Below are 26,281 nucleotides of genomic sequence, written 5' to 3' on the forward strand. Positions count from 1 at the left end.
TCTTCTCTTTTTGATTTAATCTTCAGACCGTGAGGTTGCTGTCGTGGGTTGGGCTTAAGTTCTCGCGCGGGGTTGTGGGTGATTGGGGGTGGGTGTGCGCCCTACGAGACCCCCCACCCCGCTTCGCAAAAGCCGCCTTGCGGCATTTGCTGCGCGACCCTCCCCACAAGGGGTAGGGTGAAGAAGCTTAAAACCGCTCCAGCTTCGCCCGCACTTTCACCAGAAACGCCGCCCTCGTCCTTGGCGTCGAGGCGTCCATCAGGTAGTGCGCCAGGAAAAACGTCCGGCAGCGGCGGGCGCACAGCGCGCGCATACCGCGCAGCAAGGTCTTGCGGCCGGGCTGGCCGACGACGACGCTCCACCAGGTCGGCGCGCCGCAGGTGGTAATGACGCCGACCCTGGTGACATGTGTCATCAGCGACGTGATGCGCCCCTTGCCCAGCTTGAAGGCGACATCGGTCGCCCAGACCCGGTCGAGCCAGCCCTTCAGCATGGCCGGCAGCCCGTACCACCAGGTCGGATAGATGAACAGGATCGCCTCAGCCCAGGCGAGATGCTCGAAATGCGGTTTTAGGGCCGGATCCTCCGGCGCCCGCTCATTGTAGGCGCGTCGCTCTTCGCAGCCCATCACCGGATCGAATTTCTCCGCATAGAGGTCGAGCAGCCGCACCTCCCAGCCGCGTGCCTTCAGCACATCGACTGCGGCATCTCTGATGGCGGCGCAAAAGCTTTCGGGCACCGGATGGCAATAGACCACCAGCACGCGCATCAGAATTCATCCATCCCGGCCGCGACCTTGGCCATGAAGGCTGCCCGCGTCTCGTCGGTCGACAGGTTCATCGAATAATGCGCGAGGTAGGACACCGAGGCGCCGGGCCTGATCGTCGCGCGCAGCATCCGCTTGACCAATCTGCGTGGCGGATCGCCCATCAGCATGGCGCGGAAGCGGCTGCCGCCATAGGTGGTGACGGCGGTCAGCTTGCGGATGTTGTGGAGCGAAGGCTGCGCCTTGCCGTCGACCAATTTGAACGACACGCCGGGCAGAAACACGCGGTCGAAAAAGCCTTTCAGGATGGCCGGGAAGCCGTAGTTCCAGACGGGATATGACAGCACCAGCGCCTCGGCCTTGAGCAGCCGCTCGACATAGGGCGCGGCCGGGTCCGCAGGGCTGCGTTGGTTATGATAATCCAGCCTCTCCCCGCGCGTCAGCCTGGGGTCGAAATCCTCTGCATAGAGATCGCAATCGTCGACCTCATGGCCGGCGGCCGTCAGCCGCTCGACGATCGTGCGGTGCAGACCTGCATTGAAGCTGGTCTCCACCGGGTGTGCGTAGAGGACGAGGACTTTCATGGGGAAATACTTGCGAGGTGGGCGCGAGGCACCCTCCTCTGCCCTGCCGGGCCGCGGCGTTCAGGCTGCCAATCTCCCCCCTTGCGGGGGAGATGTCCGGCAGGACAGAGGGGGGTGCTCAAGCTCAAACCTCTGCTCATTCTGCTTTCTGCAAACCCCTGAACAAAAAAGTCCGGCCCGAGCGATAGTCGTAATCCGGATTTTCCCAGGCGATCATCTTGCCGGGATTGAGCAGGCCTTGCGGATCGGTCTCGCGCTTGAAGGCGAGCTGGATTTCATCCGTCTGCTTCATGCCGCCCTCTTCCAGCGTGTAGCGGTGCGGGTTGAAGATCGGGCAGCCATTCTCCTCATGCAGCCGGATGATTTCGTTGAGCCGCGCCTCGGTGGTGAATTTCACCAGCGGCAGGCCGAAGCAGGTGATGTTGCCGTCGAGGCGCACGAATTCGAGATGCGAAAAGACCTCGTTCGGAAACATCGCGTCCATCTTCTCCACCAGCGCCAGCTGGTTGGGAAACGGATAGAGCGATTGCAGATAGGTGATCGCGGGATCGACCCGCAGTGCCCTGAGCGTGGTGTGGTTCCACGCCAGTTCGAAGCCCGGCGGCAGGCCCTTTTTCTCTTCGTCCGTTGCCGTCGCCGCATTGAAGATGACTTCGCCGCCGGCGCGGCGGGTGAAGGCGAGGAACGCGTCTAGCCCATGCCGGGCAACCATGACGACGCAGATGCTTTGCCCGTCCCGGAAGAACTTCTGGTGGCGCTTGAAATAGAGCTGCGGCACGGGCGCGGCGATCGGCGTGATCAGCTTGGTCAGGATGCCGTCCTGGCGTGCCAGCGCGTTGCCGTAGCGGGCTGCCGGCATGAAAGCGTCGAAGCCGACGATCACGTCGGTCCATTCATAGGCTGCAGTCAGCGGCATCTCGACCTCGGTGATGATGCCGTTGGTGCCATAGGCGTGGGTGACCTTGTGCAGGTCCTCGCCGGCGAGTTCGAGCGCCTTCGGCTCCGCCTCCATAGTGACGACGCGCAGGCGCAGCACATTGCCGAAATCACGCAGACCGCCGAAATTGATCGAGCCAACGCCGCCCGAGCCGCCGGCGATGAAGCCGCCGATCGAGGCGGTGTTGTAGGTCGACGGCGACAGCCGCAGTTCCTGCCCGGAATGCGCGCGCGTCGCTCTGTCGATGTCGGCGAGGATCGCGCCCGGCCCGGTGACGACGCGGCCCGGCGCTATGGCCTTGATCTCGTTCATCTCGGCGAGGTTCAAAACCACGCCGCCCGACAGCGGCATCGCCTGGCCGTAATTGCCGGTGCCGCTCCCGCGCGGCGTCACCGGAACGCCATGACGGTGGCAAGCGGCAAGCACGCGGATCAGTTCGGCCTCGTTCCTGGGCGTCACGATCAGGTCGCCGGTGACGTGGTCGAGCTGCTGCTTCAGCACCGGGCTGTACCAGTAGAAGTCGCGGCTCTTCTGCTGGACGATGGCCGGATTGTCGTCGAGCTTTATCCCGTCGAGATCGCGTTTGAGCGCCGAAACATCCATCATTCCACCATCAGTTCGTCGAGCTCGGCATAGTCGGGCAATTGCCTGTCGATCGCTCGGCCGTTGCGCACGACGATGCGATCCGATTCGGGCCGCGACAGCAATTCCGTCCAGCTCCGCCCTTTGAAGACGATGAAATCGGCGCTGCCACCTGCTGCCAGTGTCCCGACACCGTCGAGCCGCATCACCTTGGCCGGCGTCGCCGCCACCGTCTGCGGCCAGTCGCCGACCGGATGATCGAAATGCAGGATGCGCGTCGCCATGCGGTAGACCTCCAGCATGTCGAGATCGCCATAGGCATAGAACGGATCGCGGGTGTTGTCGGAGGCGACCGCGACCGGGATGCCCCTCGCCTTCATCTCGTGCAGCAGCGTCACGCCGCGCCAGCGTGGCGTGGTCTGGTCGGCACGCCGGTCCTGCAGATAGAGATTGCACATTGGCAGCGACACCACCGCCAGCCGCGCCTTGGCCACCTTGTCGAGTGTATCGAGCACGTCGAGATCCGGCTGGCGCGCCAGCGAGCAGCAATGTCCCACCAGCATGTTGCCCTCAAAACCGTTCCACAGTGCCGCCTCGGCGATCTTCTTCAGCGATATCGCCGCGATGTCGTCGGTCTCGTCGGCGTGGAAATCGAGATCGAGCCCGTGCCTGTTCGCCTCGGCGAACACCTTGTCGAGAAGCTCTTCGAGATCCGGCACCATATAGGTGACGACGCCGAGCACGCCCTTGGCCGCAGCCACGCGCTTGGCCAGCCTCTCGAACCACTTTCTGTCGCGCACGCCTTCGATGCCGAGCAGGCAGGCTGCCTGCAATTCGATGCGACCGCGCCATTTCTCCCGCATCGCCTCGAACACCGGCCAGGAGATCTCCTCCTGCGGCGGCACGCTGTCGAGATGCGTGCGCAGCGCCTTGGTGCCGTGCGCGAAGGCCGAGCGCAAAGAGAAATCCATGCGCCGCGCCACGTCCTCGGCGCTCCAGCGCGCTGCACGGTCGGCGCCGGTGGCATTGAGCGCGCCCATGAAACTGCCGTCGGGATTGGGTTTGCGCGGCCAGATCTGGCCCTTGTCGATATGGGTGTGGCAGTCGACGAAGCACGGCAGGATGATGCGGCCGGCAAGGTCGATGGCGGTGGCTGGCGCTTTTGATTTCTTGTGCGCGGCGATGCTGGAGAGCTTACCGTCGGCGACGGCGATGTCGGCCAGCGCGAAACCGTCGGTGTCGTAAGTGGGGGCAAGACCTGATGTCAGCGACCGGTGAAGGCGGACGTTGGTGAGATGGTACGAGCCAGAGGTCGGTATCAAGGACCGCCCCCCTCTGCCCTGCCGGGCATCTCCCCCTCAAGGGGGGAGATTGGCAGCTTTTCCGACAGCACCCGTCTTCCAACGTCGATAATTGGCGAAATCCCGGATGACGTCCAATCTCCCCCCTTGAGGGGGAGATGGCCGGCAGGCCAGAGGGGGGTGTTTCGCGCCAGCATCTCAATCACGTCACCCAACCCCCTACCGCTCCTGCTTCAGCGCGCTCTCGTGCCAGCGGCGCAGGATGAGATGCGACACCAGCGACAGCACCAGGAAGATCAATATGCCGGTGAGCGAGATCAGGATCAGCGCCGCGAACAGCCTTGGCGCGTTGAGGCGGTAGCCGGCCTCGATGATGCGCGACGCCAGCCCCGACGACTGCCCCTGCGCGCCGGCGACGAACTCGGCCACCACGGCGCCGATCAGCGACAGGCCGCCGGCTATCTTCAAGCCTCCTAGAAAATACGGCATGGCCGCCGGCAGTCTGAGATAGCGCAATTGCTGCCAGCGCGTCGCGCCGTTGAGCTTGAACATGTCGCGCAGATTGCGGTCGACCGAATTGAGGCCGAGCGTGGTGTTGGACAGGATCGGGAAGAACGCGACGATCCAGGCGCAAAGCAAAAGCTTCACCGTCTGGTTGTCCACATAGATGTTGATGAGCGGGAAGACCGCCACGATCGGTGTTACCTGCAGCACGATGGCGAAGGGAAAGAACGACATCTCCACCCATTTCGATTGCGCAAACAGCACCGCCAGTCCGACGCCGCCGACGACCGCGAGCAGCAGGCTGAGAAAGGTTATGCGCAACGTGACCAGCAGCGCGGAGAACAGGAGCCCCGCATCGCTATAGAGCGTCCACAGCACCACGCCGGGGCGCGGCAGGATATATTGCGGGATCGCGTTCCACACGCAAATGCGGTCCCACAGCCAGATCGCCAGGATCATGATCGCCAAAGGCAAGACCCACCGGCCGATCCGCTCCAGCCGCTCCTGGCGTACGCGGCCCGCCTCTTCCGCGTCGAGCGTTGCGGCATTCTGGTCAATGGCCGTCATGGTGCGGTCCGGCTGATGTGTTGATGGCGTTGACCAGGATGTCCGAGGCCTGGCGGCAGAGCGCGGCATAGTCGGGCGAAGTGCGGAAAACCTCGTCTCGCGGATAGGAGGCGTCGATGGCAAGCTCGGCATGGACGCGGCCCGGCCGCGCCGCCATGACGACGACGCGGTTGGACAGGAACACGCTTTCGAAGACGCTGTGGGTGACGAAGACGACGGTGAAGCGCTCGTCCTGCCACAGCTCCAGAAGGTCGTTGTTGAGCTTGAAGCGGGTGATCTCGTCGAGGGCGGCGAACGGCTCGTCCATCAACAGAATGCGCGGCTTCGTCACCATCGCGCGTGCGATCGAGACGCGCATCTTCATCCCGCCGGAAAGCTCGCGCGGCACGGCGTTTTCGAAACCGGTCAGGTGCACCCGCTCCAGCATCTCCGTCACCACCGGCGCCGCCTTGGCACGCGACACGCCTTTCAGCCTGAGCGGCAGCCAGACATTGTCGAAGACATCGGCCCAAGGCAGCAGCGTCGGTTCCTGGAAGACGAAGCCGATATTGGCGCGGTCGATCGAACCGCCCCAGTCGAGCTGACCGGATGTCGGCGTCGACAGGCCTGCGATCAGCCGCAACGCCGTCGACTTGCCGCAGCCGGACGGCCCGAGCAGGCTGACAAAATCGCCCTCGCGGATGGCGAGATCGACGTCGCTCAATGCAGTCACGCCATTGGAAAACACCTTGCCGACATGGCGCAGCGTCAGCAGCATCGGGCCTTCACCCGATGCCGTCATGGGCGCCTGCGCCATCTTTTCCAGCTTCACGATTACTTCTTCAGCTCGATTCCGACACCTTTGTTGATGAAGGCCAGCGTATAGGCCTTCTTGATATCGATGCCCTCGGGCGTGACCTTGGCCTTGACCATCTTGTCATAGAAGCTCTTGATCCGGTCTTCGTTCATGGCGCCGATGCCGAGCTTTTCGGTGTCGCCGGAATCGGCCAGGCCGAACTTCTTCATCTGCTCGATCGAGAAGGCAATCTGCTCGTCGCTCATGTCGGGATTGTCTTTCTTGATCATCTCGTTGGCGGCCTTGTTGTCGCCGTAGAGGTAGTTGTACCAGCCCTTGGCCGAGCCATCGACGAAGCACTGGACCACCTCCGGCCGCTTGTCGATCGTGTCCTGCATCACCTCGATCGTCGTCGAATAGGTGTCCCAGCCATAGTCGGCGAGCAGGAACTGGTTGGGCACGAAGCCGCCTTCCTTCTTGACCGCAAAAGGTTCCGAGGTGACGTAACCCTGCTGGATCGACTTCTTGTTGGCCAGGAATGGAGCGGTGTTGTAGGTGTAGGGCACGCGCTTGGCGGCATCGAAACCGAGTTCGATGACCATCCACTGGAAGAAGGTCTGGACGCCCTCGTCGCCGAGAATGTACTGGTCGGCGTTCTTCAAATCCTCCCACTTGTCCAGCCCCTGCCCCGGGTGGGACATGATGACTTGAGGGTCCTTCTGGAAATCGGCGGCGACGACGCGCATCGGGATGCCCTGCTGGACGGCGTCGAAAGCCGACAGCAGATTGCCGCCCATGTAGAAATCGAGCTTGCCGGCCAGCAGCAGCGGCCGCCCGCTGACCTGCGGACCTCCCTGCGAAATCGTCACGTCGAGGCCACATGCAGCGTAGGTGCCGTCGGCGACGGCCTGGTAGTAGCCGCCATGCTCGGGCTCGGCCAGCCAGTTGGTGCCGAAGGTGACCTTCTCGTTTGCTGCCGCGCCGAACGTGCCGGCTCCAAGCAGCGCGACCGCAAGCGCTGAAATCTTCTGTTTTCCGTACATCGACACCACCCTTTGTTGGCTCCGGAGCGTCACGCGCCGGGCTCGACACCATTGATCCAAGAAGCAAGACACATGCCACCGCCCGGGCCGCCTGCTTGCGCGGCAGTCACTGCCAACACCGGACGGGTCATGCTGTGCGGGAGGCATCGTGCCTATTTTTTGGACGCCTGTCCACAATCGCCCTTGTGCCATGCACCACATCTTGAACGTACTATCGGTCACGTCTTAGGCTGGTCTCGCAGACAGGAGATTGCCATGTTCAGATACCTCGCGCCGAAGTCGATCAAGCCGCCTTTCGCCCGCTACAGCCACGGCGTCGAGGTGCCGCCAGGCAAGCGGCTGGTTCTGTGCTCCGGCCAGGTCGCCATCACGGCGGACGGCCAGATCCCCGAGGATGCCGGCGCGCAGGCCGAGCTCTGCTTTCAAAACATAGCGGCGATTCTGGCTGAAGCCGGGCTGGGGCTAGGCGACATCGTGCGCATAAACGCCTACGTCACCGACCGCGCCTTTCTGCGGCCCTATATGGACGTCCGCGACCGCTTGTTTGCCAGCCCCGCGCCCGCCTCGACGCTGATGATCGTGTCAGGCTTTGCGCGGCCGGAGTTCAAGGTCGAGGTCGAGGCGATTGCGGCTGGGTGATCGACAGGCGACGTTTGGCGCGCTAGGTCTCCCTCACAGTCAAGAGGCATGACATGACCGTTGCAAACAGACGCGTGTGGTGGGGCGACTACCGGACCACCGAATACGCCGCGATCGATCCGGAGGCGACGATTGCCGTGCTGCCGGTGGCGGCGATCGAGCAGCACGGCCCGCATCTGCCTGTATCAACCGATACCTCGATCATGAACGGCATGCTGGAGACGGTCATCGCCCGCCTGCCCGGCGATCTCGACATCCGCATCCTGCCGGTCCAAACGGTCGGCAAGTCGAACGAGCATCTGCAGGCGCCGGGCACGCTCACCCTGCCGGCGGCCACCCTGGTCGATGCCTGGACCGAGCTTGGCCTGTCCGTTGCCCGCGCAGGCGTAAGGAAACTGATCGTCGTCAACTCGCATGGCGGCAATGAAGAGATCATGGGCATCGTCACGCGCGAGCTGCGCGTGCGTGAGAGGATGCTGGCGGTGAAGACCAGCTGGCAGCGCTTCGGCCGCCCCGCCGGCATGTACACCGAGCTGGAAGACCGCCATGGCATCCATGGCGGCGACGTCGAGACCTCGTTGATGCTGCATTTTCGCCCGGAGTTAGTCGACATGGCCAAGGCCGACAATTTCGCCTCCAAGGTCGCCCGCGCCGAAACCGAATTTGCGCTGCTGCGCCACACCGGAACGCACGCTTTCGCCTGGATCGCTGGGGATCTCAACCCCAACGGCGTGGTCGGCGATGCCAGCATTGCCACGGCCGAGAAAGGCCGACTGACGGCGGAGCATCAGGCCGACGGCTTCATCACCCTGTTGAAGGATGTGCGCAAGGCGAAGCTTGCCGACTGGCTGGCATAGCGGGCCGCCTTAGCCGTCGATCTTCAACACGAAAGGCGTACCCTCAAAAGCATCGGCGCCCCGCCCGATCGCTTCGATCGCTTCGATCATGCGGCCTTGTCGTGAGAGCAGAGCATCCGCGACGGCGATCAACCGTGGATTGGGTGTCGCCGAGGGCGAAAGCTTCCGCAATGTCTGCGCAAGTTCGACTTCGTCGCGCTTCGGGGCGAGCGCCGCCGCAATGATATAGGCCGAGGCGGTCGAGCGGCTGATGCCGGCATAGCAATGGACGACCATGGGTTTGGCGCGGTCCCATTTCCGGGCGAAATCGAGCAGATTGCGCACATGGCCTTCGCCGGGCATGGTCATGCCGTCCTGCGCCACCGCGATGTCGTGCATGACCAGATGCAGGTGGTTTTCCCTCGCGATTGAGGCCGGCCGCGTCACCTCGGTGCCGGCAGCGAGCAGCGACAGCACGCGCTCGGCGCCGCTTTTGGCCACCGTCTCCTCAAGCTTTGCCAGCGAACAGATATGGATCATGGCGCGATCTCCTTCGACCCATCGTCGCGCCGTGCGTGCCAGTCGGCAAGCGCCGATTCGAGCCGCTGCCATTCCTCCTGACTTCCAGGCAGCCCCGCGCGGAGCACCTGGGGACGCTCGGAAAAATGCCTGAGCAATATGCCGCGCTCACCGAGCGTCGAAAACAGCCCCGGTGCATCGGCAAGCCGGAGATAGCGAAACAGCGTCGTGCCGCCGGCGACAGCAACGCCAAAGCGCGAAAGCAGCGCATCGAGCCGCGCCGCATCCTGCGCCAGCCGCCGCCGCATGTCGGCCTGCCAGCCGCTGTCGGCAAGCGCGCGGATGCCGTATTCGAGCGCTGGGCCGGCGACCGCCCAAGGGCCGAATTGCGTTTCAAGCCTTTCGACCGTCACCGCATCGGAAAGTGCGAAGCCGAGCCGCAGGCCGGCGAGACCGAAGAACTTGCCAAACGAGCGCAGCACGACGATGCCGCCCCGCCCGACATCGCCGGCCAGGCTTTCCGCGTGCGGGCCGACATCCATGAAGGCTTCGTCGACGACCAGCAGACCGCCTATGGCGCGCAATGTCTCGGCAAGCCGAAGCAGCCTCTCCCGCGACACGACGCGCCCGTCGGGATTGTTGGGATTGACGACGATGGCAATTTCGGCTCCCGCAAGCGCCTCGAAATCGTCGACCTCCGCCACCGCATGGCCGGCAATCGCGGCGGCCCTGGCATGCTCGGCATAGGTCGGCCCGAGCACCAGCGCCTTGCCGGGGCTGACCAGCGAGGCGACGCGCGGCAGCAGGATCTGCGTGCCCGGGGCGACCGCCACATTCTCGGCCGAAGGCGCGCCATAGGCGCCGGCCGCGACCCTGGCCAGCTCACGCAGGCGCGCGGCCTCCGGCAATCGTGACAGGGCGGTGGCGGGCAGCTCGAAAAGCGGGTAGGAGTGCGGATTGATACCTGTCGAGAGATCGACGAAAGGTTGTGGCGCGTGAGGGAAGAGCGCCTTCGCCCGGCCAAGGGATCCACCGTGATCCACCACAGTAATCGCTCCATCAGAAAGCTTCATGTCGATCCTGATCGCTTTCCTGTCGCTGGCCATCGAACGCATCCTGGGTTACCCGGACTGGCTGTTCCGTGCCGTCGGCCATCCCGTCACCTGGTTCGGCAGGCTGATAGCCTTTCTCGACCACAGGCTCAACCGCGACACTGATTCCGACGCGCTGCGTCGCCGCCGCGGCGTGCAGGCGCTGCTGGTGATCGTGCTGGTGCCGGCGGCAATCGCCTTCATCGTGCAAATCCTGCTCTGGCAGCTCTTTCCTGCCGGCATGATCATCACGGCAATCCTGGCCTCGTCGCTGCTGTCGCAAAAGAGCCTTACCGAACATGTCGAGGCGGTGGCCGATTCGCTGGATACCGGCGGGCTGGCGCTCGGCCGCATTGCGGTTGCGCGCATCGTCGGTCGCGATCCAGAGAAGCTCGACCATGCCGGCGTCAGCCGCGCCGCCATCGAAAGCCTGGCCGAGAATTTCTCCGACGGCATCGTTGCGCCCGCCTTCTGGACAGGTGTCTGCGGTCTGGCCGGCGGCGTGGCCTACAAGGCCGCCAACACCGCCGATTCGATGATCGGCCACCGCACCCCGCACCACGAGGCCTTCGGCCGCGCGGCGGCACTCTTCGACGACTGGATCAACCTGCCGGCGTCCCGGCTGACCGCGTTGCTGATCGTTGCCGCCGCCTTTCTCGTTGACGGCGCCGATCCCCGCAACGCCTGGCAAGCAATGCGGCGCGACGCCAAAAAGCACCGCTCGCCCAATGCCGGCTGGCCGGAGGCGGCAATGGCCGGCGCACTCGGCCTGGCGCTCGCCGGCCCGCGCAGCTATGGCGGCGTTGTCGTCAACGATGCCTTCATGGGCGAAGGCGGCCGCCGCGAGGCGGAAAGTCTGGACATCAGGCGGGCGCTGAAACTTTATCAGGTCGCCGACTATCTGCTGATTGGGCTGTTCGGGTTGCTGTCGGCGGTGCTTATCGCGGCAACGTCCTGAGAGCTTACCGTCGCCTTCCTTTACCCTCCCCCTTGTGGGGAGGGTCGGCGCGCAGCGCCCGGGGGGGGGACTGCGCCCTACGAGAACCCACACCCCGCACCGCTTCGCGGATCGACCCTCCCCACAAGGGGGAGGGTACGAAACCCTCAAAACTCGATCCCCTGCTGCGCTTTCACGCCGGCCGAAAAATGATGCTTGGTCACGCCCATCTCCGTCACCAGATCCGCCGCCTCGACCAGCGCCGGCTTGGCGTTGCGGCCGGTGACGACGACATGCAGACCTTCGCGCCGCGCTTTCAGCGCCGCCACCACTCTGTCTAGATCGAGATAGTCGTAACGCAGCGCGATGTTCAGTTCGTCCAGCACGACGAGGCTGATCGAGGGATCGGCGATGAGCTCCAGCGCCTTGGCCCAGGCGGCTTCGGCCGCCTTAATGTCGCGCTTCAGATCCTGCGTCTCCCAGGTGAAACCCTCGCCCATCGTGTGCCAGACGACGCGGTCGCCGAACGCCGCGAAGGCATCCTTCTCGCCGGTGTGCCATTTGCCCTTGATGAACTGGACGATTCCGACGCGCTTGCCATAGCCGAGCATGCGCAGCGCCAGCCCGAAGGCAGCCGTGGTCTTGCCCTTGCCGGGTCCGGTGTTGACGATCAGCAGCCCCTTCTCGACCGTCTTTTCCGCGACCTCGGCGTCCTGCACCGCCTTGCGCTTGGCCATCTTGGCGCGATGGCGCTCTTCGTCTTTTGTGTCGATATCGGTCATCTCATTTCACCTTGAGCGGCAGCCCCGCCACCATCAGAAGCACCATATCAGCTACGACCGCGATCTGCTGGTTGAGCCGGCCGGCGGCATCGCGGAACCGGCGTGCCAGCGCATTGTCGGGCACGATGCCTTGTCCGACTTCGTTGGAGACCACGAACCACGGTCCGCGCGGCCGCGAAAGCACATCGGCCAGCCGCCGGCACTCCCCCTCCAGATCATGATCGGCCAGCATATGATTGGTTAGCCAAAGCGTCAGGCAGTCGACAAGCACCGGCTGGTTGTCCGGCAATGCCTCGAGCGCGCCTGCAAGATCAAGCGGGGCATCGATGGTCGCCCATCCCTCGCCGCGGCGCGAGCGGTGCTGCGCGATGCGCTCGCGCATTTCGCCGTCATTGGCTTGCGCGGTGGCGATATAGGCCCATGGCGGCAGCAACGCCGTCGCCAAAGTTTCGGCATGCGCGCACATGCCGGAGCGCGCACCGCCGATGATGAAGGTCAAACTGCGATCAGGCAAAGCTGTCGCGCAGGCTGGTCGCGGTGCCGGTGAAGCGCGCGCGCACTATGCCGACAACTGCGCCGAGCACCAGCCAGAACACCAGATTGGTCAGCGTCACCGCCACCACGAACTGATGATGCAGGCTCTCTGGGATCGGCGTTACGAAACTGTCAGGCTGCGGCGCGCCGACAATATGCGGGGCGACGATCAGGACGACGGCGAGCACGGTCAGGGGCGCCGACGTGCGGAAGGTGATAAGGGCAAGACCGATCGCCGTTGTCATCACCGTTGCCCACCACCAGATCTGGCGCTGTATGAGATCGGCCGCCGGCATTGCCGGCAGTTCCGGCGGCAGGCCGAGTCCCGGCGCCAGCGTGAACACGGCAAAGCCCGCCAGACCCCAGAACACGCCCTGGCGCCAGCTGCCGATGCCGCCGGCGAACTCGGAAACCGCCACCAGGACCAGCGCGAAGCCGATGCCGGTGACGATATTGGCGACGACACTGAAGGCGAAACGCTCGAAGCCGTCGGCCGGCGCCCAGCCTTCGTCCTCCGCCGGCGCGGCTGCTTCAGCCGGTGCTGCGCTGCTCACCGCATTTTCCGCCGGCGCGGCGGTGCTCATGGCATCGGTGTCCGCAGCGTTGGCGGCGGGCGCCGCGGCATGCTGATGCTCATGGCCGCCACCAGCCTTTTCGTAGACCTCCGCCTTGAGGATCAGCGGCACGGTGGCGTAGGCCTGCATGCAGGCGAGAGCGACACCCGCCACGAGCCCTGCGATCGCCGCGATGAACACGACGTTGCGAAACAGGTTCATGATGTCAGATCCTCGTCAGTGGCAGGGAAACGCCATCGAATGGCGATAGTCGTGCGCCGCATTGTGGACCGCATCGATATGCGAGAAACCGACAACGCCGACGACGAAAATGCCCAGAAACACGCTAAGCACGAGCTGCATGAAGCGCGACTGCGAGGAGACGGAAGCGCCGAGGGAGACGGAAGCGGTATTCATATCTTGTCCTTTCGCCCTCCACCCGAGGGCATCGAAGTCAGTTCCCTGTCGCCGGCAGGTCTCCTGGCTCGCGGATCAGCGCCCTTCCCCACCTTCCCGAAGAAAAAATCCTCAGTGGCTTGGAGAGGACTACCGCACACAGTTGCGGGGGCAGCCACGGCATTGGGCCAACAAGTCAGCCCTCACCGCATTCCCTCTTGGTCCCTAACGGAACCGACGACATGCATGACTATAGGCTGAAACGGCCGCATCCGGCAAACCAAATTCCGCCGGCCAACAGCGCGAATGCGCCATGCGGCGTTACGGGTTCAACGCGGTGATCCGCTCGGCAACCAGCCGCTGCAGCCGCCACAGATGGCGATCGTGAATGCCGCGCTCTTCAAGGTTTTTCACCGTGTTGTAGAGATAGTCGGCGCCCGACCCCCAGTGCCCGCAGGACGTTGCCAGCCTTTCGACGACCTTGCCCTCGTCGAGCGGTCCTGAATAGGTCAGGCCGTTGCGGTTGATGACGAAGGCCAATGCCCTGAGCGGTCCGGCCTCGCTTGCAAGCTTGAGCATGCGCGGCCGGTAGCTTGTCGGCTTCAGCGTGACTTCGCGCCGGAAAAGCCGGCCCAACTGCTCGCGCCGGTTATTGTCGGTCAGCCGAAAGGCGACGCCCTTGCATTGTCCGCCACGGTCCAGCGCCATCATCAGGCCGGGGCTGTCCTTGGTGCCGCGCCAGCGCGTCATGTTCATGCAAAAGGACCGATGCCAGCCGCGCGCCAGCGCAACGCGGTCCTCGACATAATCTATTTCCGGTTTCCAGATCAGCGATCCATAGCCGAACAGCCATAGCGGTTCGCTGTCCGGGAGTTCGACCTGCAATTCATCCAGCAGCGCGTCATAGTCGGCTTCATCGAGATGCATCGCGTCCGGATCCGGCCCGGGGTCCCTGATCTCGCGCCAGCAGCGCGCGACCAGCTCCGGCGTAAGCGACATCTGTCGTGCGGCCACTTCCGAATCCCCCCATTTCCGAATGTCCCGTGTCCACGACATGATTATGCGCCGCGCCTGCAACCGGCAATGCGGCACTCTGATTGACAAACGATTTGCCGGGGTGTCGGCTGACGCTTCATAGGAAGCCAGCCATGCATCCCAGCCCGAGCGAGCGCGACCCCTATAACGGCCTGAGCCGGGCCGAACCGACGCTACCGTCGTCGGCCTATTGGGATAGCGAGGCTTACCAGCGCGATCTCGACGCCATCTGGCACAAAAGCTGGCTGCTCGTCTCCCGCGAGGCCGACCTCGCCCAGCCGCTGGCGTTCAGGACATTCCGCATCGGCACGCAGGAAATCGTCATTCTGCGGGACGAGACCGGCGAACTGCGCGCCTTCCACAACACTTGCCGGCATCGCGGCTCGCAGCTTTGCCAGAAAAGCGAGGGCCGGCTGAAAGCGCGGCTCATCACGTGCCCCTACCACGCCTGGTCCTACTCGCTGCGCGGCGATCTGGTGCGCGTTACCTCGAAATCGCTGCCAGATGGTTTCGACAAGGCAGATCATCCGCTCTACCGGGTGGCGCTGTCGGTGTGGCGCGGCTTTGTCTTTGTGAACCTTCAGCAGGCTGCGGCCGGCTCCGCCGGGACCTCCTTCGATCCCGCATCCGGCGACCTCGCCAACTGGCCGCTGGAAACGCTGGTATCAGGCCATGTCCTGCGCAAGGTGATGAACTGCAACTGGAAGATCTTCTGGGAAAACTTCAACGAGTGCCTGCATTGCCCGGGCGTCCACAAGGACCTGTCTCGGCTGGTGCCGATATACGGCCGCGGCCTGATGAGCCGGCACGACGACCCCGACTGGGGCCGCCATGCCGACAATGACGCGCCGGAGTTTTCGGGTGGCCTGCGCGCCGGCGCCGAGACCTGGTCGCGCGACGGACATGCCCATGGCCCGGTCTTACCGGGCCTGACGCCAGCCGAGCGTGCGGCCGGACAGACCTATGCCACCAGCCTGCCCTCGATGTTCATCGTCGGCCATGTCGATTATGTCAGGACGGTGCGACTGATGCCGCTCGGTCCCGAACAGACCGAACTCACCGCCGAATGGCTGTTCGCGCCCGAGGCGCTGGCTGAGACGGACATCGACAATGTCGTCGCCTTCGGCACCCAGGTGCTGGAGGAGGATGCCGCGATCTGCGAGATCAATCAGAAAGGCCTGCGCTCGATGCGCCACCAGGCCGGCGTGCTGATGCCGGAGGAGTACGATCTGCACCGCTTCCACAACTGGGTGCGCGAGCGGCATGCAGCGCTTGAGGCAACCGCCTGATCGGCGACTAAAGCGACTTCGGCAGATAGCGCCAGGTGATAAAGCCGCAAACCGCGGCCAGAATGCCCAGCGTCACGAACACCGAGCCGAGGCCGAAAAACGCCAGCACCACCGAATAGACCAGCGGCGGCGTCAGCTCGGAAAAGTCGAGATAGGTGCGGTAGACCGCGGCCATCTGCGCCCGCTCATAGGACCGCACCGAGCGCATGAAGGCGGTCGAGCCCAGTGCATCGAGCGCGATGGTGAAGAAGGCGCCGCAGAGCAGGAAAAAGCCCGTAAGCAGCGGCGCGGTAGTGCCGACCGCGCCCGCCGCAAGCAGCGTCGCCGACATCGCGAAATAGGCGAAGGTCATGGTGCGCCGGCCGCCGAAGCGTTTTCCCGCTTTGCCCCAGAAGATCGCCATGAACAACAGCGCATTGCCGGCCGAAACCAGCAGGCCGCCGGCAAGCTTGCCCTCGCCGGTAATCACCATGAACAGCGGCCCGTAGACGAAGAACGTCGTCCAGAAGCAGGAGCGGCCGAAGGCGATCAGCCAGGCCAGCCTGAGCCTGGGTTGTGCTACGAAGCGGCCGATATTGGCCAGCGGATTGGCCGGCCGCGTCTTGCCAGGCCGGATCGACTGGTTGTCGCCCAGCCTGTAGGTCCAGAACAGCGCCAGCAAGGCCAACGCAAACACCGCCACCGCGCCATGCGCGGCATAGATGCCGTAGCGTGTGTAGAGGAAGATGCCGAGTGTCGGCCCGCCGGTCCAGGCAAGCATCGACCACGCCATGCGCAGCGATTCGGCCTGCATGAAATCGATCTTGCGGATGTGATCCATGATGTAGAGGTTGAGCGTGATCGACAGCGCGCTCGCCCCCATGACGCGGCACAGCATGCCTGCCAGTTGCCCGGCAAGCGTGTGGGTGACGAAGAACAGCGAGCCCATCGCCAGCAGGCAGGCGCCGGCGGTATAGACCCAGCGCCGGGCAAACCTGCGGATCAAGATCGGCATGAACAAGGTCACCGACAGGCCGAGCAGCGCCACGATGGTGTAGAGGATCGAGACGATCTGCTCGTTGTGCAGAATCTCATAAGCCTGGATCGGGATGACGCTCGATACCGTGGCGCGGGCGAAGGATTCGACCGCATAGAGCGAGGCAAAGGTGCGCGCATCCGCCGGACGCAAGGCTGGAAGCCAGATCGGATGGCGCACATGGGTGGACATTTGATCCCCAAATCAGACTCGCAGCCCAAATCTGCGCTGGCGCTTCCTCCGCCGGTAACAGGAAACCGACCCCTTCCCGGCAAAAAGCGAATTCGGCCAAAGGCTTTCCGGCTCTGGCCTAAAGCGCCGCCCGATGCAGCCGCACGGCGCGACCCGGAGCGTAGAGGGCGGCCTTCTTTTGTCCGGTGCAACCGTGATAGTCGTCTTTGGGGCTGAATCAGATCGCGAGACCATGAGCATCCATACCGCACCCCCTGGAGATCAACTGAAGCGAGATCAACCGAAGCGCATCGTCGCCATCGATGTCGTACGCGGCATCGCGCTGATCGCCATGGCGAGCTACCACTTCACCTGGGATCTCGAAAATTTCCACTACACCGACCCCGGCCTCACCGCCGTCGGCTGGTGGAAGATCTATGCGCGCTGCATCGCCTCGACCTTCCTGTTCCTGGTCGGCGTCAGCCTGTTTCTCGCTCATGGCAGGCAGATCCGCTGGACCGGCTTCTGGAAACGTTTTGCCATGGTCGCCGTCGCGGCCGCCGCTATATCGGCGGTCACGTACTTCATCACGCCGGACAGCTTCATCTTCTTCGGCATCCTGCATCAGATCGCGCTGGCCAGCCTGCTCGGCCTTTTGTTTCTGCGGCTGCCTTCCTGGCTGACGCTGGTCGTGGCGGCGGTGATGATCGCAGTCCCCCTCTATCTCCGATCCGAAGCCTTCGATCATCCGGCGCTGTGGTGGGTCGGCCTGTCGGCGATCAACCCGCGCTCCAACGATTACGTGCCGCTGTTTCCCTGGTTCGGCGCCGTACTTCTCGGCATCGCCGCGGCAAAGTTTGCGTCCACCACTGGCCTGCTGGCGCGGCTGGCCACGCTGGGATCAGGAAGCTGGACCAGGCCGCTCACCTTCATCGGCCGCCACAGCCTGGCTTTCTATCTGATCCACCAGCCGCTGCTGTTCGGCTGCGTCTGGCTGTTCTCGCAGATTGCGCCGGCGCCCGTCGAAACAAGGGAAGTGATCTTCCTCAAGGAATGCCAGGTATCCTGCGAACAGCAGCGCGACACGGAGTTCTGCACCAGCTATTGTGTGTGCATGCTGGACACGCTGCAAAGCGAAGCGGCATTCGACCGGCTCTACAATGGCGACCAGACCCCGGAGTTCAAAGCGCATCTCGGTGAACTCGCCGGCATCTGCACCGCCAAGACGGAGGAGAGTCCGATGACGCAGGGAGGGCAACAATGACCGACAAGCTCACAAAACCCGGGCTGGCAAAACCCGATCTATCGAGACCACGGCTGATCCCATGGCCGCCGCTGATCTACATCGCCGCCATCGCCATCAGCATCGCGCTCGGCCTGTTCTATCCCCTGCCCTGGATCGGCGACCTCTTGGGCGACCTTTTGTTTGCCGCCGGCTTTGTGGTGCTGTTTGCCGTCGCAGCCCTCTGGTTCACCGCTATCCGCACCATGATCCGGGCCAAAACGACGATGAACCCCAATGGCGTGCCGGAGCATCTGGTGACGTCTGGCCCGTTCGGCGTCACGCGCAACCCGATGTATCTGGCCAACACGCTGCTTTTGATCGGCGTCGCCTTCGTCTCGGGGATCGTATGGTTCCTGCCGCTGGCCCTGATCGCGGCTTTTGCAACGCAGAAGGTCGCCATCGAGAGCGAGGAGAAGGTGCTGTTCGCCAAATTCGGCAAGAAGTACCGCGACTATGCGAAGCGGGTCAGGCGCTGGATTTGAGGCGGGTGTGATCGCTGGCAGGGTTCGCATGCCTTGGCGACTAGCCGAAACGCCCATCTCTTCGTCATCCACGGGCGAAGCAAGGAGCGTAGCGACGCAGCACAGACCCGAGGATCCATGCCGCGACGTACAGGCGTTGCCACGTCCAGAATTCTGCACCGCTGCACTCCACGGCCAATGTCACGGAATGGATTCTAGGGTCTCCGCGACGGAGCCTCGCTCCTGCTTCGCCCTAGAATGACGAAGTGTGGAAGGGCTCCGCTAATCGCGAACGTTTGCGACGGGCGCGCAAACGCTCGACGGTCCGCTCAGGTATTAACCCCCAGCTCCACCAGCCGCTCGACGCAAGACTCCTCAGCCTGGTCGAGCTCCGCCAGCGTCTCCTCGAGATCGCGGCGCTTCTGGCGCAAATCCTCGCGCTTCTCCTCGATGCGCTTGATCATCAGCTTGAGTTGACCGACCTCGCCGGGCGGTTCCTTGTACATCTGGATGATTTCGCGGATCTCGTTGATCGAGAAGCCGAGCCGCTTTCCGCGCATGATCTGGCGGATCAGATGCCGGTCCGACGGACGAAACAGCCTTGTGCGGCCCCGCCGCACCGGTTGCACCAGCCCCTCATCCTCATAGAAGCGCAGCGTCCGCGTCGACACGTCGAATTCGCGGGTCAGTTCGGTGATCGAATAATATTCCCGCATCTTTGCTCCAAATGTCGGAACATCGGAAAACGCCCGGTCGCCCGGGATTCCAACGCATTCCGATCAACCCCGTTCCAAGCCGGACTCGGCATGAAACCCCGCGCAAGCCTCGCGCCACATTTACGTAAAAGTCAATTGAGCCCGCAACGCCTCTTTCTCAAGGGATAGCGAACCACCAGGTGGCCAGCCCGAGGAAGGCAAAGAAGCCAACGACGTCGGTGACCGTGGTGACGAAAACCGCCGACGCCACCGCCGGGTCGATCTTGAACCGGTCGAGCAATAGCGGGATCAGGATACCGGCAAGGGCTGCCACGAACATGTTGATGATCATGGCCGCCGCTATGATGCCGCCCAGATTGGCATCGCGGAACCAGACGGCCGCGACAATGCCGATCAGCACGGCGAAGATGATGCCGTTGATGGAACCCACGCCCATTTCGCGGCGGATGATGCGGCCGGCATTGTAGATGTCGAGATCCCTGGTCGCCAGCGCGCGCACGGTGACGGTCATGGTCTGCGAACCGGCATTGCCGCCCATGCCGGCCACGATCGGCATCAGCACGGCCAGTGCCACAATATGCTCGATGGTGCGGTCGAACAAGCCGATCACCGATGCCGCCAGGAACGCCGTCAACAGGTTGACCAGCAGCCAGGGAACGCGCGAGCGCGAGGTCGAAAGAATGCTGTCGGACAACTCTTCGTCGCCGACGCCGCCCATGCGCAGCAGATCTTCCTCGGCCTCCTGCTGGATGACGTCGACGACGTCGTCGATGGTCAGCACGCCGACCAGCCGCTCGTTCTCGTCGACGACGGCGGCGGACAGAAGATCGTATTGCTCGAAGTCCCGCGCCGCCTCTTCCTGGTCCATGGTGGCCGGAATGGCGTGCCTCGTCTCGTGCATCACGTCTCCGACCTTGGTCGTGCGCTTGGTGCGCAGGATCTGGTCGAGGTCGATGGCGCCGAGCAACTTGAAGCTTGGATCGATGACGAAGATCTGGCTGAAGCGCTCGGGCAGGTTCTTGTCTTCGCGCATGTAGTCGATGGTCTGGCCTATGGTCCAGAACGGCGGCACGGCGACAAACTCGGTCTGCATGCGGCGACCGGCGGTCTCTTCCGGGTAGTCGAGCGAGCGGCGCAGCCTGATCCGCTCGGTGAACGGCAGCTGCGACAGGATCTCGTCCTGGTCTTCCTTTTCGAGGTCTTCGAGAATGTAGACCGCGTCGTCGGAATCGAGGTCCTGCATGCCCTGGGCAATTTGCTCATTGGGCATATTGTCGACGATATCGCGGCGGATCGCCTCGTCGACCTCGGTCAGCGACGAGAAGTCGAAGTCGGCGCCGAGCAGTTCGACAAGGGCGCGACGCTGTTCGGGGTGCAGGGCCTCGAGCAGATCGCCAAGTTCCGACTGGTGCAGGTCGTCGACTTCGCGCTTCAGCGTCAGCGTATCGCGATCGGCAATCGCCGCGCCGATCTGGGCGAGGAATGATGACAGGACGGCGCCGTCCTCGCCATAGATGTCGGCGTGGGCGTCGTCAGCGGCTTTGGCGCCGGTCGTCTGGTCGTCCTGGCGTTCCACCAGCGGCTCCCGCCATGGGAATTTCGGAAAAGGTGCCTGTCAGGTCTAGCGCGCAACGCACGGGAATATCAAACGAAATGCGCCCCGCCCTGCATATGGGGAGAGAGCGATTTCATCAGGATATGACGCCGCCCAGGATTCAGGCGGCGCGACAGCACATGTCGCTGGGGAAAGAGCACCCGAGCACGGTTGGGGCAGAATTGTCATGATGCAGGTCCTGCCATCTGCCGGACCCGCCCAGGCCAGGAACCAGAACAGCCGGAAGCCCTTGAAGATCAGGTCACAGACGCAGAAGGCAATCGAGGAACGGCGCGTGCGCGTGGTCGTGGCCGAACGCAATCCGCTCGTGATATCGGCGCTGCGCGACATGCTGGACTGCGACGGGCGCTTCGAGCTCCTGGCCTGCGTGCAAAGCGGCAGGCATTTTCTTGAGTTGGCAGCGGAAGGCGAATTCGACGTCGCAATCATCGGGTGGAAGCTTGCCGACATGGACGGCGCCGATGTGCTGGCCGAGGTTCACAGCCGCAAGCTCGGCGTGCGCATCGCGGTGTTTTCCAACGACCACGACATCGGCATCCTGAAGCAGTGCGTGCGGCTCGGCGCCCAGGGCTACTGCTTCCAGTTCGACGATCCGGCGATCATCTTCGAGACCATCCTGGCCGTCGCGCATGGCCGCATATGCATCCCCTACATCGACATCAACAAGGTCAACGACACACCCTTGTCGCTGCTCACGGTGCGCGAGCGCGAGCTGCTGGCGGTGCTGTCCGACGGCTGGACGAATCTGCAGATCGCTACGCGGACCGGGATTTCCGAGAACACGGTGAAATACCACCTCAAGAATCTCTACGACAAGCTCGACGTCCGCAACCGGGCGATGGCCGTCGCGCTCTACGCGCGGGAGAGGCGTACCCAGAACCAGCCGTTCGGGTAGGAAAGCGATGAGCCGCGGGTAGGTCACCCGGGTGGGCAACCCCCACCCGCGCGCGGCAAGATGTTACCCCTTGAGGTGTTGTTGCCATTAGCCGTCGAGACGAAACTCCCCTCACCGCTTTGCTGGATCAGGAGGAGTTCGCGACATGGCCGGTTTCATCCATCTTTTCATTCCCGGACCGACCAACATTCCCGAACAGGTCCGGCGGGCGATGAACCTGCCTATGGAGGACATGCGCGCCGCGTCCTTCCCGGATCTCACGCTACCGCTGTTCGAAGACATCAAGACGGTGTTCAAGAACGAGACCGGCCGCGTTTTCATCTACCCCTCCTCCGGCACCGGCGCCTGGGAAGCGGCGATGACCAATGTGCTCAGCCCCGGTGACCGCGTGCTGATGTCGCGCTTCGGCCAGTTCTCGCATCTGTGGGTCGACATGGCCGAACGGCTCGGCTTCGAGGTCGATGTCATCGACTGCGAATGGGGAACCGGCGTGCCGCTCGAGCTCTATGCCGAGCGGCTCAGGGCCGACAAGGCGCACCGCATCAAGGCAGTCTTCTGCACCCAAAACGAGACCGCGACCGGCGTGACCAGCGACGTCGCCGGCTGCCGCGCCGCGCTCGATGACGCCAACCACCCTGCTTTGCTCTTCGTCGACGGCGTCTCGTCGATCGGCTCGATCGACTTTCGCCAGGAGGAATGGGGCGTCGATTGCGCGGTTAGCGGCTCGCAGAAGGGTTTCATGCTGCCCGCCGGCCTCGGTTTCCTCTCCGTCAGCAAGAAAGCGCTGGTGGCCTCGCGGAGCGCCACCCACCGCCGCTGTTTCTTCTCCTTCGAAGATATGATCCGCGCCAACGATGCCGGCTACTTCCCCTATACGCCGGCTACGCAGCTGCTGCGCGGCCTGCGCGCCTCGCTCGACCTGATCGCCGAGGAAGGGCTGGAAAACATCTTCGCCCGCCACCATCGCCTCGCCGAAGGCGTGCGCAAGGCGGTCGACGCCTGGGGCCTGAAGCTCTGCGCCAAGACGCCTAAATGGCACTCCGACACCGTCAGCGCCATCCTGGTGCCGGACGGCGTCGACAGCGGCGATGTGGTCAAGCGCGCCTACCAGAAATACCAGACCTCGCTCGGCGGCGGCCTCAACAAGGTGATCGGCAAGGTCTTCCGCATCGGCCATCTCGGCTGGCTGAACGAGGTGATGGTGCTGGCCTCGCTCTCGGCCGCCGAAATGGCGCTGCTCGACTGCGGCGTACGGCTGGCGCCCGGCGCCGGCGTCGGCGCCGCCATCCAGCACTTCCGCGCCTCGGCCGCCGTGCCGGTCGCCGAAGCCGCCTGAGGAGCCGACAATGAGCCACACCATCAACCACCTCAAGAAATTACGGCTGCAGCGCAGCGAGCTGGCGGTTCCAGGCTCCAGCCCGGAAATGATCGACAAGGCGGCCAACAGCGCCGCCGACTTCATCTTCCTCGACATCGAGGATGCGGTCGCCCCGCCCGACAAGGAACGCGCCCGCAAGAACATCATCCAGGCGCTCAACGACATCGACTGGCGCGCCAAGGGCAAGACCGTCTCGGTGCGCATCAACGGCCTCGACACCCATTACATGTATCGCGACGTGGTCGACGTCATGGAACAGGCCGGTGACCGGCTGGACACCATTTTGGTGCCGAAGGTCGGCGTGCCGGCTGACCTCTACATGGTCGAGGCCATGGTCAACCAGATCGAGATGGCAAAGGGTTTCAGGGCCCGCGTCGGCCTCGAAGCGCTGATCGAGACCGCGCTCGGCATGGCCAATGTCGAGGCGATTGCCGCGACACCCGGCCGGCTGGAAGCCATGCATTTCGGCGTCGCCGATTATGCGGCAAGCTGCAAGGCGCGCACGGTCAACATCGGCGGCCTCAACCCCGACTATCCCGGCGATCAGTGGCATTTCGCTCTGTCGCGGATGACCGTCGCCTGCCGGGCCTATGGCCTGCGCGCCATTGACGGGCCTTTCGGCGACTTCTCCGATCCGGAGGGCTACGTCGCCGGCGCCAGACGCGCGGCGGCGCTGGGTATCGAAGGCAAGTGGGCGATCCACCCCTCGCAGATCGCGCTTGCCAACGACGTCTTCTCTCCATCGGAAAAAGAGGTCACCCGCGCCCGGCGCATCCTCGAAGTGCTGAAGGAGGCGGAGGCGCAGGGCAAGGGAGCAGCCGCACTCGACGGCAAGATGATCGACGCAGCGTCGGAACGCATGGCGCGCAATGTTTTGGTGGTCAACGAGGCAATCGAACGGGCCAGCCAATTCTCTAGCGAGCCGCGTGTCGCCGCGCATTGACCGTTCAGGGAGGACAAAATGGACATCCACGAATATCAGGCCAAGGAACTGCTGGCACGCCACGGCGTGCATGTGCCGCGCGGCGGGCTGGCCTACAGCCCCGAGCAGGCGACCTACAGGGCGCGCGAGATCGGCGGCGCCAAATGGGTCTTGAAGGCGCAGGTGCATTCCGGCGCCCGCGGCAAGGCCGGCGGCATCAAGCTCTGCGCCAATGACGAGGAGATCTCCAACGCTGCCGAAGCCATGCTCGGCCGCAAGCTGGTGACCCAGCAGACCGGCCCGCGCGGCAAGCTGATTTCGCGCCTGTATCTCGAGGAAGCCGTCGATATCGCGCAGGAGCTCTATGTCGGCTTCGTTCTCGACCGCAAGGAAGAGCGCGTCATGATCGTGGCGTCCGCTGCCGGCGGCATGGAGATCGAGGACATCGTCGAGAAGGCGCCGAACTCCATCCTGCGCACATCGGTCGATCCCGGTGTCGGCATGCAGCGTTTCCAGGCCCGCGAGATCGCCTTCGGGCTCGGCCTCGACCACAATCTGATCGGCAAGGCGACCGAGACCATCTTCAGCTGCTACCAGGTGTTTCGCGACTACGACGCCTCGATGCTGGAGATCAATCCGCTGGTGGTGACCCGCGACGGCAATTTGATCGCGCTCGACGCCAAGATGTCGTTCGACGAGAACGCGTTGTTCCGACGGCCGGAAATCTCCGAGCTGCGCGACAAAAGCCAGGAAGATCCGCGCGAAACCTTCGCCAGCGATCGCGGCCTCTCCTATGTCGGCCTCGACGGCAACATCGGCTGCATCATCAATGGCGCAGGGCTCGCCATGGCGACCATGGACATGATCAAGATCGCCGGCGGCGAACCGGCCAACTTCCTCGACATCGGTGGCGGCGCCTCGCCCGAGCGGGTGGCGAAATCCTTCCGCGCCGTGCTCGGCGACAAGAATGTCGAGACCATCCTGGTCAACATCTTCGCCGGCATCAACCGCTGCGACTGGGTCGCCGAAGGCGTCATCAAGGCGATCCGCGAGGTCGGCGTCAACGTGCCGCTGGTGGTCCGTCTCTCCGGCACCAGGGCCGAGGAAGGCCGCCGCATCCTGGCTGATTCCGGCGAGGCGGTGATCGTTGCCGACACGCTTGCAGAAGCCGCCGAAAAAGCCGTCGCCGCATGGCGCGCGGCCACCAAGAAAAAAGCAGCCTGAGGGAGGTCGAGAAAATGGCAATCCTGCTCAACCGCAGCACCCGCGTCATCGTCCAGGGGTTCACCGGCAAGATCGGCAGCTTCCATGCCGACGACATGAAACGCTATGGCACCAAGCTGGTCGGCGGCGTCACCCCCGGCAAAGGCGGCCAGAAGCATCTCGGCCTGCCTGTCTTCAACACTGTCAAGGGCGCGGTGCGCGAGACCCGCGCCGAGGCCAGCATCGTCTTCGTGCCGCCGCCCTTTGCCGCCGATGCGATCATGGAAGCGGCGGACGCCGGCATTAAACTCTGCGTCTGCATCACCGACGGCATCCCGTCGCAGGACATGATGCAGGTCAAGCGCTACATGCTGCGCTACCGCTACGAGGACCGCATGCGGCTGATCGGCCCGAACTGCGCCGGCGTCATCACGCCCGGACAGGCGCTGATGGGCATCATGCCCGGCAGCATCTACCTCCCCGGCCGCGTCGGCATTGTCGGCCGCTCGGGAACCCTGGGCTACGAGGCGGCGTCGCAGATGAAGTCGCTCGGCATCGGTGTCTCGACCAGCGTCGGCATCGGCGGCGACCCGATCAACGGCTCGTCCTTCAAGGACATGCTGAAACTGTTCGAACAGGATGACGACACCGACGCCGTGGTGATGATCGGCGAGATCGGCGGACCGCAGGAAGCCGAAGCGGCGATCTGGGCGCGCGACAATATGAGGAAGCCGCTGATCGCCTACATCGCCGGCCTTTCCGCCCCCAAAGGCCGCCGCATGGGCCACGCCGGCGCCATCATCTCGGCCTTCGGCGAATCGGCGCAGGAAAAGGTCGAGATTCTAAAGGACGCCGGGGTGATCATCGTGCCGACGCCGTCGTCGTTTGGTGAGGTGGTTGCAGAGACGCTGTCACGTAGGAAGAAGGCCGCCTGAACAGCGGCCTTCGC

General features: G+C 64.0%; 28 protein-coding genes and 1 riboswitch. Of the genes, 11 read left to right on the forward strand and 17 right to left on the reverse strand.

Going from position 1 to position 26,281, the window contains the following annotated elements:
• Positions 1-187: 187 nt before the first annotated feature.
• The 7 genes from NKI88_RS24715 to NKI88_RS24745 all read right to left on the reverse strand — a co-directional run bounded on the left by NKI88_RS24715 (position 188) and on the right by NKI88_RS24745 (position 7,059).
• A complete protein-coding gene (locus NKI88_RS24715; RefSeq protein WP_023690990.1) occupies positions 188-769 on the reverse strand; it encodes an NAD(P)H-dependent oxidoreductase in 582 nt (193 codons plus the stop codon).
• A complete protein-coding gene (locus NKI88_RS24720; protein WP_023700354.1) occupies positions 769-1,350 on the reverse strand; it encodes an NAD(P)H-dependent oxidoreductase in 582 nt (193 codons plus the stop codon). Before NKI88_RS24720 ends, NKI88_RS24715 begins: the two co-directional genes overlap by 1 nt.
• 136 nt (positions 1,351-1,486) lie before the next feature.
• A complete protein-coding gene (locus NKI88_RS24725) occupies positions 1,487-2,890 on the reverse strand; it encodes an FAD-binding oxidoreductase (RefSeq protein ID WP_031198569.1) in 1,404 nt (467 codons plus the stop codon).
• Entirely contained in the window at positions 2,890-4,191 is a 1,302-nt protein-coding gene (locus tag NKI88_RS24730; protein WP_352657917.1) for a cytosine deaminase, read from the reverse strand. The genes NKI88_RS24725 and NKI88_RS24730 overlap by 1 nt, the downstream gene beginning before the upstream one ends.
• 198 nt (positions 4,192-4,389) lie before the next feature.
• Entirely contained in the window at positions 4,390-5,241 is an 852-nt protein-coding gene (locus tag NKI88_RS24735) for an ABC transporter permease (protein ID WP_023670772.1), read from the reverse strand.
• Positions 5,228-6,052 (reverse strand): ABC transporter ATP-binding protein, encoded by an 825-nt coding sequence (locus tag NKI88_RS24740; protein ID WP_023706113.1) that lies wholly within the window; start codon positions 6,050-6,052, stop codon positions 5,228-5,230. Before NKI88_RS24740 ends, NKI88_RS24735 begins: the two co-directional genes overlap by 14 nt.
• A gap of 2 nt (positions 6,053-6,054) precedes the next feature.
• Positions 6,055-7,059, reverse strand: a complete 1,005-nt coding sequence (locus NKI88_RS24745) for an ABC transporter substrate-binding protein (protein ID WP_023670774.1) — start codon at positions 7,057-7,059, stop codon at positions 6,055-6,057.
• A gap of 255 nt (positions 7,060-7,314) precedes the next feature.
• On the opposite strand from NKI88_RS24745, the gene NKI88_RS24750 reads away from it, so the two are divergent.
• Together NKI88_RS24750 and NKI88_RS24755 are read left to right on the forward strand one after the other, a co-directional pair.
• Positions 7,315-7,698, forward strand: coding sequence for a RidA family protein (locus NKI88_RS24750; RefSeq protein WP_023731928.1), 384 nt, complete (start codon positions 7,315-7,317; stop codon positions 7,696-7,698).
• A 53-nt stretch (positions 7,699-7,751) separates the two neighbouring features.
• Positions 7,752-8,555: a creatininase family protein gene (locus tag NKI88_RS24755; RefSeq protein ID WP_023670776.1), complete on the forward strand. Its 804-nt coding sequence runs from the start codon at positions 7,752-7,754 to the stop codon at positions 8,553-8,555.
• Positions 8,556-8,564: 9 nt separating this feature from the next.
• On the opposite strand, the gene NKI88_RS24760 is transcribed toward NKI88_RS24755, so the two are convergent.
• Both NKI88_RS24760 and cobD read right to left on the reverse strand, forming a co-directional pair.
• A complete protein-coding gene (locus NKI88_RS24760; RefSeq protein WP_023690280.1) occupies positions 8,565-9,074 on the reverse strand; it encodes a tyrosine phosphatase family protein in 510 nt (169 codons plus the stop codon).
• Positions 9,071-10,126 carry a threonine-phosphate decarboxylase CobD gene (gene cobD, locus NKI88_RS24765; protein WP_023805480.1) on the reverse strand — a complete coding sequence of 352 codons (1,056 nt, stop codon included), beginning with the start codon at positions 10,124-10,126 and terminating at the stop codon, positions 9,071-9,073. Before cobD ends, NKI88_RS24760 begins: the two co-directional genes overlap by 4 nt.
• Here cobD and cbiB point away from each other — a divergent pair.
• Positions 10,125-11,102, forward strand: a complete 978-nt coding sequence (cbiB, locus tag NKI88_RS24770; RefSeq protein WP_352657922.1) for an adenosylcobinamide-phosphate synthase CbiB — start codon at positions 10,125-10,127, stop codon at positions 11,100-11,102. The genes cobD and cbiB overlap by 2 nt on opposite strands.
• 146 nt (positions 11,103-11,248) lie before the next feature.
• Here the strand turns inward: cbiB and cobO are convergent, their stop codons facing one another.
• From cobO to NKI88_RS24795, 5 genes are all read right to left on the reverse strand, one after another.
• Complete coding sequence (cobO, locus tag NKI88_RS24775) at positions 11,249-11,863, reverse strand: cob(I)yrinic acid a,c-diamide adenosyltransferase (protein WP_023739124.1); 615 nt, start codon at positions 11,861-11,863, stop codon at positions 11,249-11,251.
• 1 nt (position 11,864) lies between these two features.
• Positions 11,865-12,377: a bifunctional adenosylcobinamide kinase/adenosylcobinamide-phosphate guanylyltransferase gene (gene cobU / locus NKI88_RS24780; protein WP_352657925.1), complete on the reverse strand. Its 513-nt coding sequence runs from the start codon at positions 12,375-12,377 to the stop codon at positions 11,865-11,867.
• Positions 12,370-13,173 (reverse strand): CbtA family protein, encoded by an 804-nt coding sequence (locus NKI88_RS24785; RefSeq protein WP_352657928.1) that lies wholly within the window; start codon positions 13,171-13,173, stop codon positions 12,370-12,372. The genes cobU and NKI88_RS24785 overlap by 8 nt, the downstream gene beginning before the upstream one ends.
• A 15-nt stretch (positions 13,174-13,188) precedes the next feature.
• Positions 13,189-13,368 carry a CbtB domain-containing protein gene (locus NKI88_RS24790; protein WP_352657931.1) on the reverse strand — a complete coding sequence of 60 codons (180 nt, stop codon included), beginning with the start codon at positions 13,366-13,368 and terminating at the stop codon, positions 13,189-13,191.
• Positions 13,369-13,404: 36 nt separating this feature from the next.
• Positions 13,405-13,601, reverse strand: a riboswitch (cobalamin riboswitch).
• Between the two features lie 67 nt (positions 13,602-13,668).
• On the reverse strand, positions 13,669-14,361 hold the full coding sequence (locus NKI88_RS24795) for a gamma-glutamylcyclotransferase (RefSeq protein ID WP_031196360.1): 693 nt from the start codon (positions 14,359-14,361) through the stop codon (positions 13,669-13,671).
• 134 nt (positions 14,362-14,495) lie between these two features.
• Here NKI88_RS24795 and NKI88_RS24800 point away from each other — a divergent pair, with 134 nt between their 5' ends.
• A complete protein-coding gene (locus tag NKI88_RS24800) occupies positions 14,496-15,671 on the forward strand; it encodes an aromatic ring-hydroxylating oxygenase subunit alpha (RefSeq protein WP_352657935.1) in 1,176 nt (391 codons plus the stop codon).
• A 7-nt stretch (positions 15,672-15,678) separates the two neighbouring features.
• On the opposite strand, the gene NKI88_RS24805 is transcribed toward NKI88_RS24800, so the two are convergent.
• Positions 15,679-16,878 (reverse strand): MFS transporter, encoded by a 1,200-nt coding sequence (locus tag NKI88_RS24805; protein ID WP_352657938.1) that lies wholly within the window; start codon positions 16,876-16,878, stop codon positions 15,679-15,681.
• A gap of 232 nt (positions 16,879-17,110) precedes the next feature.
• On the opposite strand from NKI88_RS24805, the gene NKI88_RS24810 reads away from it, so the two are divergent.
• Positions 17,111-18,121: an acetyltransferase domain-containing protein gene (locus NKI88_RS24810; protein ID WP_352657941.1), complete on the forward strand. Its 1,011-nt coding sequence runs from the start codon at positions 17,111-17,113 to the stop codon at positions 18,119-18,121.
• Positions 18,118-18,624: a methyltransferase family protein gene (locus tag NKI88_RS24815; protein ID WP_352657944.1), complete on the forward strand. Its 507-nt coding sequence runs from the start codon at positions 18,118-18,120 to the stop codon at positions 18,622-18,624. Before NKI88_RS24810 ends, NKI88_RS24815 begins: the two co-directional genes overlap by 4 nt.
• A gap of 308 nt (positions 18,625-18,932) precedes the next feature.
• Here the strand turns inward: NKI88_RS24815 and NKI88_RS24820 are convergent, their stop codons facing one another.
• Together NKI88_RS24820 and mgtE are read right to left on the reverse strand one after the other, a co-directional pair.
• On the reverse strand, positions 18,933-19,319 hold the full coding sequence (locus NKI88_RS24820; RefSeq protein WP_006203215.1) for a MerR family transcriptional regulator: 387 nt from the start codon (positions 19,317-19,319) through the stop codon (positions 18,933-18,935).
• A 157-nt stretch (positions 19,320-19,476) separates the two neighbouring features.
• Positions 19,477-20,895, reverse strand: coding sequence for a magnesium transporter (gene mgtE / locus NKI88_RS24825; RefSeq protein WP_352546104.1), 1,419 nt, complete (start codon positions 20,893-20,895; stop codon positions 19,477-19,479).
• A 313-nt stretch (positions 20,896-21,208) separates the two neighbouring features.
• Here mgtE and NKI88_RS24830 point away from each other — a divergent pair, with 313 nt between their 5' ends.
• The 5 genes from NKI88_RS24830 to sucD all read left to right on the forward strand — a co-directional run bounded on the left by NKI88_RS24830 (position 21,209) and on the right by sucD (position 26,267).
• Entirely contained in the window at positions 21,209-21,829 is a 621-nt protein-coding gene (locus NKI88_RS24830; protein WP_032888681.1) for a response regulator transcription factor, read from the forward strand.
• 145 nt (positions 21,830-21,974) lie between these two features.
• Positions 21,975-23,165 (forward strand): aminotransferase class V-fold PLP-dependent enzyme, encoded by a 1,191-nt coding sequence (locus NKI88_RS24835; RefSeq protein WP_352657947.1) that lies wholly within the window; start codon positions 21,975-21,977, stop codon positions 23,163-23,165.
• Between the two features lie 10 nt (positions 23,166-23,175).
• Positions 23,176-24,150 (forward strand): HpcH/HpaI aldolase/citrate lyase family protein, encoded by a 975-nt coding sequence (locus tag NKI88_RS24840; RefSeq protein ID WP_352657950.1) that lies wholly within the window; start codon positions 23,176-23,178, stop codon positions 24,148-24,150.
• Between the two features lie 18 nt (positions 24,151-24,168).
• Entirely contained in the window at positions 24,169-25,353 is a 1,185-nt protein-coding gene (locus tag NKI88_RS24845) for a malate--CoA ligase subunit beta (protein WP_023827346.1), read from the forward strand.
• 14 nt (positions 25,354-25,367) lie between these two features.
• Positions 25,368-26,267 (forward strand): succinate--CoA ligase subunit alpha, encoded by a 900-nt coding sequence (gene sucD, locus NKI88_RS24850; RefSeq protein WP_352657953.1) that lies wholly within the window; start codon positions 25,368-25,370, stop codon positions 26,265-26,267.
• Positions 26,268-26,281: the final 14 nt, after the last annotated feature.

Origin of the sequence: Mesorhizobium sp. M0317 (assembly GCF_040321555.1) — a bacterium.
Taxonomy (GTDB): domain Bacteria; phylum Pseudomonadota; class Alphaproteobacteria; order Rhizobiales; family Rhizobiaceae; genus Mesorhizobium.